This is a genomic window from Lacibacter sediminis, from assembly GCF_014168535.1.
Taxonomy (GTDB): Bacteria; Bacteroidota; Bacteroidia; order Chitinophagales; family Chitinophagaceae; genus Lacibacter; species Lacibacter sediminis.
The window spans coordinates 2,009,768-2,024,408 of the sequence record NZ_CP060007.1 but is presented as its reverse complement, the minus strand read 5'-3'; the positions used below and the strand labels follow the sequence as shown (position 1 = coordinate 2,024,408).

8 protein-coding genes are annotated in these 14,641 nt (G+C 39.0%); 1 reads left to right on the top strand and 7 read right to left on the bottom strand.

Features of this window, described 5'->3' with window-relative positions:
* Positions 1 to 9: 9 nt before the first annotated feature.
* From H4075_RS08695 to H4075_RS08670, 6 genes are all read right to left on the bottom strand, one after another.
* A complete protein-coding gene (locus H4075_RS08695; RefSeq protein ID WP_182805976.1) occupies positions 10 to 2,007 on the bottom strand; it encodes a glycoside hydrolase family 2 protein in 1,998 nt (665 codons plus the stop codon).
* Positions 2,008 to 2,153: 146 nt separating this feature from the next.
* On the bottom strand, positions 2,154 to 3,611 hold the full coding sequence (locus tag H4075_RS08690; RefSeq protein WP_255460411.1) for an alpha-L-fucosidase: 1,458 nt from the start codon (positions 3,609 to 3,611) through the stop codon (positions 2,154 to 2,156).
* Between the two features lie 154 nt (positions 3,612 to 3,765).
* A complete protein-coding gene (locus H4075_RS08685) occupies positions 3,766 to 5,352 on the bottom strand; it encodes a SusD/RagB family nutrient-binding outer membrane lipoprotein (protein ID WP_182805974.1) in 1,587 nt (528 codons plus the stop codon).
* A 27-nt stretch (positions 5,353 to 5,379) separates the two neighbouring features.
* Positions 5,380 to 8,709 (bottom strand): SusC/RagA family TonB-linked outer membrane protein, encoded by a 3,330-nt coding sequence (locus H4075_RS08680; protein WP_220494914.1) that lies wholly within the window; start codon positions 8,707 to 8,709, stop codon positions 5,380 to 5,382.
* 67 nt (positions 8,710 to 8,776) lie between these two features.
* A complete protein-coding gene (locus H4075_RS08675; protein ID WP_182805972.1) occupies positions 8,777 to 9,997 on the bottom strand; it encodes an ROK family protein in 1,221 nt (406 codons plus the stop codon).
* Positions 9,998 to 10,295: 298 nt separating this feature from the next.
* Entirely contained in the window at positions 10,296 to 11,177 is an 882-nt protein-coding gene (locus H4075_RS08670) for a DMT family transporter (protein ID WP_182805970.1), read from the bottom strand.
* Between the two features lie 521 nt (positions 11,178 to 11,698).
* On the opposite strand from H4075_RS08670, the gene H4075_RS08665 reads away from it, so the two are divergent.
* Entirely contained in the window at positions 11,699 to 12,136 is a 438-nt protein-coding gene (locus H4075_RS08665) for an NUDIX domain-containing protein (RefSeq protein ID WP_220494912.1), read from the top strand.
* On the opposite strand, the gene H4075_RS08660 is transcribed toward H4075_RS08665, so the two are convergent.
* The gene (locus tag H4075_RS08660) at positions 12,137 to 14,569 is read right to left on the bottom strand and encodes an outer membrane beta-barrel family protein (protein WP_182805969.1); all 2,433 of its coding nucleotides are present in this window, start codon (positions 14,567 to 14,569) and stop codon (positions 12,137 to 12,139) included.
* Positions 14,570 to 14,641: the final 72 nt, after the last annotated feature.

The following is a 14,641-nucleotide window of genomic DNA, read 5'->3' as shown; positions in this document are numbered from 1 at the left end:
ATTTTTGTATTATCGTTTTCCCAACACATCATAAAGCGTTTTTATTTTAATCACCGGTATTTCATTTGCTGAGAAATACCTGTTCTTCACATGCAGATATTTCTTTACACCTGCTTTCAAATCAAAATAATTATCGTCGATATTAAAAAATGATTGTTGTTTATAGAGGTACACATATTTCGCATCTACATTACTTACAATACTGAAAAGATTCTCCCCTTCATGTTTTATTACAAATGAAGGTTTCTTCAATGCAAGATTTTTTGGATACACAGTGTCTCTTGCAGGTTTCACATCATCACGATATGCTTCTTTTACCGCATACCATGCAGCTTTGGGTTCACGACTGTAATCGGTAATACTCCAGCTGGCAACAGGCCAGCAATCGTTTAACTGCCATAACAACGTACCCATGTTATAAGGTTCTTTACTGCGATGAATAGCAATTGCATTTTTAAAACTGTAGTACTGCAAACATTGTGTGAGATAAGTATAATCTTGTAATGAGAGTTGTTTCAATTTGGTTGAATCGATAAAATAACGATGCAGGTACGATTGTATTTTCAGAAAGCCATTACCGGCTTTCTGATGATGATTGATGACATCTGAAAACAGAAAGCGATCCTGCGGCAACGTAAACTTTTCAATGCTGCTATAATTGGGCATCGCCTGCATGCCGTATTCACTTACAAAACGACCGGTCTTTTGCTCAAATACTTCCACCGGCTCCAATCCCCACCAAACACCCCAATAATGACTATCGCCTTCGGTAATACTTTTTGCACGTCCCCATCCATTCGTTGGTGAAGTGCTTACATACGGCCTTGTGCCATCAAACTCATTTACCCATGTCGTGATACTGTCTCGAAACAACCGCACATAATCATTCCAAACTCTTGCCGAATCATTGCCATGCAGATTGAATTGATTTTGCCAGCCCCATTGATGCCATGCTTCATCTACTTCGTTATTGCCACACCATACTACAATTGATTTATGATGACGAAGCCGCTTGATCTGATATTTGATTTCTTCTTTTACACTATTGAAAAACTGTTCATCGCCGGGAACCATTGCTCCGGCAAACATAAAATCCTGCCAGATGTAAATCCCCAGCTCATCACACAAATCGTAAAACACATCATCTTCATAAATACCACCGCCCCATATACGCAGCATGTTCATGTTGGCATCTTTTGCCAGCATTAAAATTTTTCGATAGTCTTCTTTTGTTAAGCGTGAAGTAAACATATCGGAAGGAATATAATTCGCTCCTTTCATATATACCGTCTTGCCATCAATTTTAAAATAAAATGTTTTACCGTATTGATCAGGCTCCTGCACCAGTTCAACTTTATTGACTGCAGTAAACTGTTTTTCTGCAGCTCGTTCATTAAATGCTTCGAGGTAAACGTTTTTCCAGATACCACAGGTAATAAATGTCGGGCCCCAATCCCAACCGAAATGATATTGTGCTTTGCGGGCATAGGTTCTTGCATTGTCGGGCAATACAAATGGCAGCTTCGATTTTGCAATCGAATCAACTGTGTTTTTTGCTGATGCAAAACGGATCAATAAAGTATTGTTGGGTTTGAGTAATTTTTTCACATCAGTTTTCCACTGGCGAAACATATTATCAGCAGAAAAAAGAAGCTGACCATTTAAATACACATCAGCATAAGTATCTAATCCATCAAATACCAGTTCAATATTTCTTTTCTGTAAAACAGAAGCAGTTGTTGTAAATGTTGTTTTGTATTCCCAATTAGTTTCGCCGATCCATTGCAGTTTTTTTTCATTGTCTCTGTAGTAAGGATCGGGAATAAGTTTGTTGTTCAGCAGATCGGTATGCACTGTGCCGGGAACTTTAGCAGCATACCATTTGCCTTGGTTGTGCTGGCTGAATTGCCAGTTTTGATGCAATAGTATTTTCTGAACAGTTGCTTGTGCACTTGCAGTAGCGGAGATAAAACAAAGCAGCAGCGAAAAGAGGAATTCTTTGTTCATAAAAAACAATTAACCACATCCGGTTTTAAAAAAGAGGCCAGCCAGGAATGGCCGGCCGTATAGTTTTGTATGCTAAAACTACTGATTATGAGAAAATTGACTAGTTCATAGGAATATTTTTACATGCACACTAAGTACTGCATCATTTATAACTGCACCTGCAACACCCACACATGATCTGTTACAGCTTTCAACGAAGCAGGCAATGAAATATCAACACCTTCACCACCGGCTTTCCATTTTAATTTTTGATTACTACCAATCAATTTTACAGTTGAATTTGCATTGAATGAAACATTCTTGATACGTACATTCCCTTGCGGATAGTTGAACAGGAAAATATTCAATGTTTTTCCATCCTTACTTTGTGTAAAACGAATGTTATCGCCTTCGCCAAACAATTTGTAATTACGTGTACCATAAATTGCCTGACCATTCAGCTTCATCCACACACCTATTTCTTTTAAGCGGTCGTATGCAACAGGATCAAACTCACCTTCGGGACTTGGTCCGATGTTCAACAGATAATTTCCACCTTTACTTACAATGTCAACCAGTTTTTCAATTAATTCATTTGTTGATTTGTATTGATCGTTTGGAACATAACTCCAGCTGTTTGCCATGGTCATACATGTTTCCCAGGGATATGGCAGCCCTTTTTCAGGAATATGTTGCTCAGGTGTAAGATAATTCTGCTGTTCACCGGGTACTGCTCTGTCAACAACAATAAGTTTAGGCTGCTTTGCCCTAACTTTTTTTACAAGCTCAGGCATATTAATATCCTGACTTTGTGGATTGCGTGCCCATCTGCTTCCTTCATACACTTCAAACATTTCTGTCTTTATTTCTTCCTCTGTTTTTTTACGCACCCAACCACCATCAAGCCAGAGAATATCAACTTTACCATAATCGCTTACCAGTTCGTTGATCTGGTTATGCGTAAAGTCTATAAATTTTTTCCATTGTTCAGGATATTTCTGAACAGAATAACTTGGGTTACGATCGCTTTGCGGAAATTGTTTCCACCAATAATAATCGGTATGCCAATCGGGCTTTGAAAAATAAGCTCCGATCCACATATTCTCTTTACGAAATGCGTTGAACACTTCTTTTGTAATATTACTTCTTGGATTACTCGAAAACGGCGTTGCTTTATCCGTGATCTTGTAATCTGTAAACTTCGAATCGAACATTGTAAACCCATCATGATGTTTTGTTGTAAACACCATGTACTTCATACCTGCATTTTTAGCAGCTGCCGCCCATTTTTCGGGATTAAACTTTACAGGATTAAATGTTGTTTGCAGTTTTTCGTACGCCTTTACATAGTCAACATAATTATCTGCAACACCTTTTTTCCTTGCACCGGTTGCCCAGCCAAGATCTTCGGGACAAATACTCCAGCTTTCAACAATTCCCCATTGGCTGTAAGTTCCCCAATGCATCAGTAATCCAAACTTCAGATCCTTCCATTCTTCTAACCTGCGCTGAATAGCCGTATCAGGATCCGGATAGTATTCTTTATGCTGTGCGGTTAATTGATGCACATTTGTTGATAAAACCAGCAACACTACAAATCCCAGCTTCAACATTTTTTTGTTCATATCCATTTTCGTTAAAAAGGCTTTGAAATAAAACGAACTCATTCCTAGAAACAAACCTTTATTTCATCAATAATGAACAGACAGTTTGTTTTATGATAACAGGGCCTCACTTAAGAGACCCTGTTTCTTTTAACCAAAAACTGCTGATCACATTTTAGTTAATATCCCAGAAAATTTTTGTTGTGAGATTATCCTTTGGTTTTACCAGGCTGTAATTCGCAGCATTGTAAGTTGGTTCTGATGTAGCATACAACCACCGTGTTGGAGGAAGTTGTTGTGCATTAGAATTATCAACTTCAAAGTTGAAAACAGGACTGTTCAAACGACGTACTTCTGCCCAGCTATCCAAAGGCTGAATAACACTGAAGTCGATCCATTTTTGAGTAGCGATCAATTTCAGTTTATCAGCAGTGGTAGCAGCTAAATCCCAGTTTACTCCTGCCATAGCCTGGTAAGCAGTAACTTCTGCCGGAACTAAAGGAGCAAGTGCACCAGCTGTGTTATCATTACTTACAGTTCTGTATAAGTAATAGTTTTCAATTGACTTAGCAATACCCGCATTATAAGCGGTTTTAGCTGCTGTATTGTTTCCGGCTTTCAGGTACGCTTCTGCAATCAGGAAGCTTACTTCGGCTGCATTTACCAATACGCCCGGAAAAAATTGGTTACGGCTGATAGTTGAACGATTGTAACGGGCAAGTGTACCACCTGCAACCAACGTGGTTTGTGTTGCTGAAGTAGCCATTGGATCAAGACCTATGTATGCGCCGCCTGGTGCGCTTGGTCCAGGTTCAAACATTGCTCTTCTTCTTGGATCCACATTGGTATTCATGTGATCAATCATTACTTTTCCTGCAAGATTACCGTCCCAATCCTCTAAACCTGTTCTGAAACCGCTTGAGTTAAGCGGAGTATTCAGATCATGTACTTTGATCTGTACATTATCAGCATTTGTTTCTACAATTGGATAAGTAGCAGGAGCACCTAATATTGCAGCAGTTTCTGTAGCTGCTCTTGTTTGAAAAGCAGATACACCTGATACTCTTCCCAACATACGCAAACGAAGTGAATTGCAATATTTTTTCCACATTGCCATATTCCCCTTGTTTACAATATCCTGGTTTTTGAAACCCGTTTGAATTGCATTAGTCACTGTAATAGAGTTTAACTCATCTGCAAATGCTTTCAGATCATCGAGCATTTTAGTGTAGATGTCTTCTGCTTTATCATATTTAGGTAACGAAACAGAATAGTCACCACCGTTTGCACTCAACTTACCGGCTTCTGACCATGGAATATCACCATGCAGGTCAACTACTTTTTGTGTATGATCATACAAATAAATAGTTGCTGCGATCATATAAATCCTGCGCAGTTGCTGATCGGATGTACTCATTGCAGTATAAACTTTCTCTAATTCTCTGTACTGTGCCAGGAAATTATAATAGTTATTCCAACGATCATTTATACTGGCAGCGCCCGGAATATATTGGCCTGTTGAATTAACCCAGCCAACTGCCTGTGCATACCTGTTAACCGTTGTACGCAGTACTACAAAATAATTCCAATAAGCAGGCAGTACATACTCTCTGTTGGAAGATAAGAATCCTGCAAACTGTTTCTCAACAGATGTGTTTGAGATTTTCGATGGATCAGCATAATTATCTGCAAAGTCCTGCTTTTTACAGGAGGTCATTGCCAGCGATAATGCTGTTACACACATCAATATTATTTTTTTCATAATTACTTTTTTAGTCGTTAATCAGAATTAGAAATTTGCCCTGATCATTACACCATAACTTCTTGTTGATGGGTTTGTACCGGCATTGTTCAATGTTTGGAACCATCTTGAACCTGCTGTTGTTTGTTCAGCATCCATATCCTTTAATGTTCTGTAGAGATAGAACAGGTTGCGGCCAAATGCAGAAAGTTGAACTTTTCTTGCACCAACAAATTTTGCAGCTTTCTCTGGCAATGTGTAGCTAAGTGATACCTCTCTTAATTTAATGTAAGAGTTCTTCTGAATATACAGTTCATATCTTGAATAGCTGTATTGAGGACCACCCCAGTTGTAAGTATTCCAATAATAATACGCCTGTGAAATAACATTGGTATTTTTTTGACCATCTGAAGTAACACCATCAACCAGGATACCATCATTGTGTACTTTCTCGCCATTAGGACCGGTTGCGTTGCTTGTTTGCACACCTTTTCCCTGAGCGTTTACATAATAACTTACACCACCACGTTCCTTATCCATAAAATTCAAACTTTCTTCGAGCAAACCACGGCTGATCATCCAATAAATACCGGTTGGCATTACATAACCACCAAAACGGAAATCGGTAAGTACATCCAAATTGAAATTTTTGTACCTGAGTGTATTGAAGAAACCACCTACTACCTTTGGCATTGCATTACCAACTTTCACCATATTGTTAGCGTCAAGTGAATACAAACCGTTTGACCCTACAACTTTTTCACCCTTATTATTGGTTAATACAGGATGCGCATAAAAATCGCCCATTGCCTGACCAACAACAGATTTCAACTGAGCAGCGTTACCATCATAATCGGCATGTAACAACTCATTTGAACCAGATGCCAGTTTTTCAACAATATTTTTGTTTTGTGAAAAGTTGATACCGGTTTCCCATTTAAAATTCTGCTTGTTGATTGGCGTACCATTAATGGCAATTTCGATACCCTGGTTGCGAAGTGTGCCGATATTGGTAAGAACAGATGTAGCGCCAGAACTTGCAGGAATTGTTAACGGCAAAATCTGATCTCTGATCTGTGCATTGTAATAAGAAACTTCAACTCCTAAGCGATTCTTTAAAAATCTTGCTTCGATACCAAATTCAACTTCATGTTTTTCTTCCGGCTTAATAGCGTCGTTACCAAAAGTTGAAGGAATGGTTGTGTACAACACCGGCTGACCACCTACACTTTGCACACCTAATGTATTTTGGTTATAGGCTATATTGGCATTGTAGATATCAGGATAGTTACCTACTACGCCCCATGATGCACGCACTTTGGCATAGCTTATATACGAAGGCAATTGAAACGCATCAGAAAGAATAAAGCTTGAGTTAACTGAAGGATAAACAAAACTGTTATGACTTGGGTTCATTACAGATGTACGGTCTCTACGCACTGTTGCTTCAAGAAACAAGTAGTCTTTGTAGTTTGCATTTACCGTTCCTATCATCGCATCTTTTACCAGGAAGAATCTTGATGAAGAACTGTTTGCTGTATTTACTGATGCAGCAATGTCAAACAGGTTTTCTGTACTTAAACCTCCGTTTGTACCACGTCCCATTGTGGTTTGAGTCTCTTTGGTTGCAGTGTAACCAGCCATGGCATTCAATTCAATATCTGTGGTTAAACGCTTAGTATAAGTAAGCAATACATCGCCATAAAGGATATTATTTTGATAAGAGTTCATGCCAAAATATCCTGAATTACCAAATGCCAAAGGAATTTCAGTTGACTGTTTGCTTTCTGAACGAAGTGAAGTGAAATCACTGGAGAATCTTGTACGTAAACGCAGATCTCTGATAATTTGCCATGTATTTGTTACGCTACCAATGATACGGTTGCTATACTCATCTTCATTATGTTCTTTAACTCTCCAAACATAATCAGCAATATCACCTTTAAAGCCATTGTAGATGATATTTTCACCCGGCGTTAAACTTTGATTTGTGCCTGTTACATATCTGTAACCCTTGCTGGTTTGATACTTATTGAGGTACCAGTCTGCATTATCAAAACGTCCCATCATACCTGTAAAATTGTTGATCATACGATCAATGGAATAAGGACGGTTGTGCGTTTTCTGGTTGATAAAGTTTACGATTACATCTGTTGTAAACTTTTTACCCAACCTAAGTGAAGTATTAAGATTGGCAATGTTTTTATAGTTATCTGCACCAAGGCTGATACCCTGGTTTTGCTGACGTGTTAAAGAAAACCTTGTTGTAGCATTTGCTGATGATTGCGAAACGGCTACGTTAATACTTGAACTTCTTCCTGTTTGGAATAAGCCGGCATAATTATCTTTTTGTGCTTCGTATGGACGAATAACACCATCCCAACCCATTGTTGGCTTACCATCGAACTTAGGTCCGAAATTAATACTGTAACCAAGAATACCTCTTGTTTCTTTTATACCATCACCATTCGTATCATAATAAACAAAACCTTCAGCATCCTGTCCGCCATTGCTTACATGTATGGGTGCACCTGCACCACGAACATTTTGATAACGGGGTAAATAAGCTACCTGGTCAACACTGTAGTTAGCATTGAAATCAACACTGAAACCTTTGCTACTTTTTGATCCCTTTTTGGTAGTGATCAATACAACACCGTTAACAGCTTCTGAGCCATAAAGAGCAGCAGCAGACGCACCTTTCAGAATGGAAATATTTTCAATGTCTTCAGGGTTGATGTCTAACAAACCATTACCACGTAGACGTTGATCGTTCCAATAATCATTGTTACGCACTTCTTCATTGCGGATAGGTACACCATCCATTACAATCAAAGGTTGGTTTTTACCCGTAATAGAGTTAATCCCACGAATGTTGATGTTTACTGCACTGGTTGCACCACCCGGTGTTGCACCAATACGTACACCAGGAGCTTTACCATACAATGCAGCTGCAAAATTTGGTGATCCGGCTTGTGTCAGATCTTCCGCTTTAATAGTAGAGCTTGCATAACCAAGTGCTTTCTTTTCACGTGTAATACCCAATGATGTTACCACCACTTCGCCGATTTCTTTGCTGGATATATCCAGGCTTACTTCAATAGCGGTTCTGCCATTCAAACTCTCTTCTTTGGCCTCATATCCAATAGAAGTAAATACCAGGATAGCATTGGCGGCCACATTAATACGGAAAGCCCCGTTTGCACCTGTTGTTGTTTGATTGGTAGTACCTTTTTCTTTAATAGTTACCGAGGCCAGGGGGGTTCCCTCCGCATCCTTTACGGTGCCGGTAACCGTCTTTTTTTCCTGTGCTATCACGTTTAGGAAGCACATTGCTGCTATTGCAAAAAGCAGCAATCGTTTAAACAACATTTTCATTGCAGTTTGTTTTTTGGTTAAAGAATAAGAGACTGATGTAAATAATGGAAGTAAGTAAAGAATAATATTATAGCTCCACCTGGCTGCCCAAACTTTTGTTCTTTCGCCTGTCTAGTGCGTCAAAGTGATCCATCACTAACGCAGCTGCTCCAATTAATTCTGCACGAAAACCAAGTGACGAAATTTCAAGGTGTGTATTCTCCGCAATTTTGGGAATACAATGTTCATTGATTGCTTGTTGTATAGGTGCCAACCAGATTTTTCCACCAACGGATCCACGTCCGCTTAATATAATTAACTCGGGGTTGAGTAAATGAATTAGAATAGCAATACCACGGCCAATATTATAACCAGCCTCCGACAATAACTCAATTGCATACTTATCACCTTTGATAGCAGCCTCCATGATTTCCTTAGAAGAATCTTCTGCATGCTCCAGCGTTAAGTTTTTCAGCATCGATACTTTTCCATGCTTTAAACCTTCGATTGCTTTTTCTGTAACAATAAATAAAGATGATTCCGTTTCTAAGCAACCGCTTTTACCACATGAACACATTTTATTATTCGTGAAAAGAGGGATATGACTGAATTCACCGGCAAAACCATTATTACCCCGAAACAATTCACCTTTTACGATCATACCCAAACCAATACCCCAGCCTACATTTACCACCATTACGGTTTGCTTATTGCGGGCTGCTCCAAATTTCAATTCTGCTAAGGCAATTAAACTGGAATCATTATCTATAAATACAGGTACGCCAACCGCTCCTTCAACAATACTAACAATGCTGCTTCCGCTTTCTGTTTTAAGAAATGAATGATTGATACCTTTTGTTACATCTATAAAACCAGGCATACCAATGCCGATACCGGCAATAGTTTGCTTAGAGATGCCTGAAGAAAGTATGTAGCTGTTAATATGTTGCGTGAGTTGTGATAACGCATCGGGATTATTGCTTAATGGAAGTTCAATACGCAGAGGCTCCAGCACATAATTATTCTGCATATCCAAAATAGCAATGCGTGTAACCAACTGATCCATCGCCACAGAAACTATGTAAAGCACATCAGCCTTAAGGGAATAAACCAAAGGCCGACGACCACCTGTAGAATGAGCGTAACCAGACTCTACAACCAATCCATCCTCGATTAACTCGTTCAATACACGTGTTGTAAGCGGAAGGCTTTTATCGGTTAAAAGACTCAAATCAGCACAGGAAAGCTCTTTCTCAAAATAGAGATGCTTTTGAATCTGTCTTTTATAACGGTTATTCTTTAGCAGCATGGATGGCAATCATTTTAAACAGCAGGACTAAAGTAAATAAACTTTTCAAACTTCTTAAAAAAATGATAGAAGTTTTTTTAAATTTTATTAACATTACCTGTCATCCTAAAATTATTTGGCTCCTTTGGGTTATTTGGCTCCTATTTTGCCGAGCTTACCTACCATGACATTGAGCTACCTGACTCAGGATTGGTCACTTTTGAAGATTAAACTGGAAGGATTACCGCTATTATTGCTGAAAATTTAAAGATTGGTCATTGAGCTTTAGTGGCGGGCCGGGGCGGGGAAAACGAAATTGTCAATTCTTCCTTTTTGCAGCAATATTCTTTTGTACCATATACAGCCCTGCAGTTACGAGTAATACACCGGCAACGGTAAACAGTGTAATTGGCTCGTTCAGGCTAACAGCAGCAATGATAAATCCGAACACCGGACAAAGGAATAACCAGTAAGATGCTGTTACTGCATTTCGTTTCAGTAGCCATAACCATAATTGCACAGCTGCAATTGATACAGGAATAGCCAGCCACAATACACCACTGTAGAAATGGAAATCGAAATGATTGAATTCGCTTTTATAAGTAAACAGCAATACAGGAATGAGCAACACACCGCCGATCAAAGTTTGCCATCCGTTGATGGTAAGAATATGCAGATCGCTCCACTTTGCACGGGCAAAATAAATTGCACCAGCTGAATAAGCCAGCATACTTACCAGCATAATGAGTATGCCATTTACTGTTGCAAAACTGTTTTGTAACAAGGGCCAGGCTGCCACCACTACACCGGCGCTGCAAAGCAACAAACTCAACCAATGTTTTGTTCCCATCTTATGATCGAACAAAGCAGCAGAAAGAATACTGATGAGCACAGGGTTCACAGCTACAGCCATACTTCCCAAGCCCGCCGAAACTTCCTGCATAGCCACTACATACAAGCCCAGGTATAAACTGATGTTGAGTAAACCATAAACTGTAATAAATAACCACTCTTTCTTTTTTGGGAAACGTTTACGCCAGATAAGATGTGCAAAAACCAACATACCCACTCCTCCAATGAAGAATCGGGCAACAGCTATCACAAATGGTTGTGCCGATTGCAATGATATTTTTGTAGCAGTTGCTGCCGATGACCACAACAATGCAAAGAATACGCCGGCAGCGATATATTTCCAGTTCATGTTTTACTTTCCAAATGATCCGATTTCTGAACAGATCGTTTTGCAAACATATCTTATTCTTCAATGAATTCACCTGCAAAAGCGTGACCAGCTTTGCTGAATCACCATAAAGAAAAATGAGGAATAGTTGAATGGAAAGTGCTAAAAAAGAAAAAGGTCATCTGTAGAAACAGGTGACCGTTAACGATTGCTTGCCATATAAAAAAAGAGTTCTAAATATCTGGTTGTAGAGCTTTCAAATCTTCGGGTTATTGCTTTTCAACTTCCTGATCGCTGATTTGATGATGTAAAATTATTGAACCTGTGTTTAGCCATCAAATCAAGATGCGCCTGTTTTTATGATGCCAAATGCAAATTGATTTACCAGAACTGTTGCTGGGCAAGGCTTTCACCTAAAAAAAGCGCTTATACCCAACGGCGTTTTTTATTAGTTAAAACGACAATTATCCTTACGACAACGTTGTAATATGGCCGCTGCAGCCAAGCTAAAGACTCATTTGTATCTTAGCCTTAAACAAGTAATGATGAATACGCAAATACTACCGGCAGTTGCAGCAGCCATTTTTAATGAGAAAGGTGAAATACTCCTGCAGAAAAGAAAAGATGTCAATCAATGGTGCATTATATCAGGTCATGTGGAATTTGGTGAAACAATTGAACAGGCCTTGTTACGTGAAATAGAAGAAGAAACGAACAGTGCTGCAAACATCATACGCTTTATTGGGGTTTATTCCTCACCTGCCTCTCAAACTTATACGTATCATGACAGAACAGTTCAATATGTTACTTCTTACTTTGAAGCAAAACTTACGGAAGAGATAGCAGAAGATTTTTCAAACAATGAAACACAGGAGTTAAAATTCTTTTCAACTGATCAACTTCCTGCTGATCTTGCACTCATAAACCCTAATTGGCTAACTGATGCAATGAATAAAGCAGAGTCCGTTTTTATACGTTGATCAATCAACCCGTTTTCGTTCTTCATCAGAAGCGGTATTACGGCTACGCTTATCCTTTAATACTTTATTACCGAAACGCTGTGTCCAACTGATCTTATACCAACGCTGGGTAAATAAATAATCACCCCTGCTTTCAATATTCTGACCTGGCACTGCAAGCGATGTTCGGAACCTGAAGCTGTTGAATACATTATCAACTCCAAGCACAAGCGATTGGCTATTATCTTTCCATTTCTTCTGCAGAGCAATATTCATGAGGCCATATGGCTTTACAACATCGGCGCCAAATACAAATGATTTGGATTGAAAAAAACCTGAAAGTTCAACAGAAAATTGTTTGGGTAAGGTGAATTGTTGCGATCCGCTGATGTTTACAAACACCTGTGAAAATCCGGCCTTTTGCTTATTAATGATCGCCGCAATTTCACTCCTGTTGCCCGATACATTCAGTTGCGAATTCCACCACTTTGTAATCTTCAAAGGGAAGCTTACAGAAACAAAAAACAAATTCATGTAATTCAAATTCTGTGCAGTAATGATCTGGCTGTTATCAACAGGATTTGTTTCAGCAAGAAAACGTGCAATTGAATTCTTCTCATAAGAATAGCTTACAGAGAAAAGCACTTTCTTTAACGTATAATCAACTTTTACAGCATCTGTAAAAGACGGTTGCACGGCCGGACTACCGGATATAAATGTCTTTGGATCAAAGAAGATAAGAAACGGTGCCAATTGATTAAATGTTGGCCTGTTGATGCGTCGGTTATAACTGAAGTTGATCGAGTTGTTTTCATTCATCCGGTGATTAATATAAAATGTAGGAAACAGGTTGCCATACTTTCGATCAACAATATTCGGTTTGGTTTCACTACCAAGATTCGATTCGGTGTATTCATATCGCAGACCGGCTTTCATTTCAGTTTTGGCATTGATACGCTTATCCATCGAAACATAGGCTGCACCAATACTCTCCTTTAAAAAATAGTTAGCAGTAAACCGACCGTCAGGCTCCCATGTATTTTGCACAAGCTTTGCCACCAACACATCATTTGTAAACCTTGACGACACCCCTTTTACACCCCATTGAATAGCTATGCTTTCATTAAACTTTTTTGAATAATCAAATTGTGCTACAAACAACTTGATGATCGTGGTTTTTCCGCTGGTCGTCTTTTCATCTCCAAGAAAACTTCCACTTCCATTATAATATTGATTGAAATAATCTGTCGGGTTGCGGTTATAATAATAGAGATAATCTGCATTGATCGTAAACTCCACACCAGCTTTCACATTGTGCTGCAGATTAATATTACCCATCAGGTTTTTCCAGTTATTGATTTCTGAATTATCGATCACTACTGATGTGTCGACAGAAGAGTTAGTTGAATAAACAGCCGTATTCTTTGCCGTCATCGACCATTTATTATCGTAACCGGAAACAAGTGCGCCAAGTATTGTCTTCTTTCCAATATTATAATCAACACCCAAGCGTGCATTATGATTTCGTTGAAAAGGATCCCGTTCACTGATCATTTTGCTTTCCTTTGTGCTGTTAGCAGACGTTATTTTTCTGAAATTTTCAAAGCGTTGCAATTGCTCATCTTTTGAAAAAGTATATCCACCATAAAAATTCACCTGCTTCTTCCTGTAATTAAAGTTCACACTAGCTGTTGGAAAATTTCCTTTGTAAACTCCCATGCTGAGTGTATACGAACCATTGAACCCTTCGTCAGGATTACTTAATAAAACGATATTGATATAACCGGCATTACCACCTGCATCATACTTTGCAGGCGGCACTGTAATAATTTCGATACGTTCAACATTCGATGAATTAATTCCATTTAACATTTGCAGGATCGCTTCCTGCGGAATATAGCTGAGCTTTCCATTGATCATCACCATCACGCCGTCCTTTCCATTTAATGAAACCGCACCTGTGCCACGATTCACAATTACACCGGGCGATTTTTCTAACACATCCAATACAGTTCCGCCTGCACTCGTTGCGCTATTCTTTACGTTGATTAACATCCGGTCGATCTTCTGTTCAAACATTGGGCGCTTGCCTGTTACAACAACTGTTCCCAGGTTTTCAGCTACAGGTTTAAGTGTGATCACTCCAAGATCAGTATCTTTTGAAAGATCAGACAGATCGATATACATTTCTGTGTAGCCGGTATGACTGCAATGAAGCAGATATTTTCCTTTTTGAATATTGTCGAATGAAAACTTACCCGACGAGTTACTAACCGTTCCTTTTACCAGAACAGAATCCGAAGCTTTTAACAGCAGTATTGAGGCCCCGCTGATATCTACAAGTTTTTGTTCCTGCGCCTGTAGCCTGCCTTGAATTTTACTTTGACTTTTAGCTTGAGAAGTGAGCAGGCATGTAAAGATGATACATACCGAAAACCTGATAAAGTTTACCATTGAACACACGTGGACACAATTTGATGGATTACTCAAATTAGAGAATTCGAAATCGGATTCAAAGATTTGACG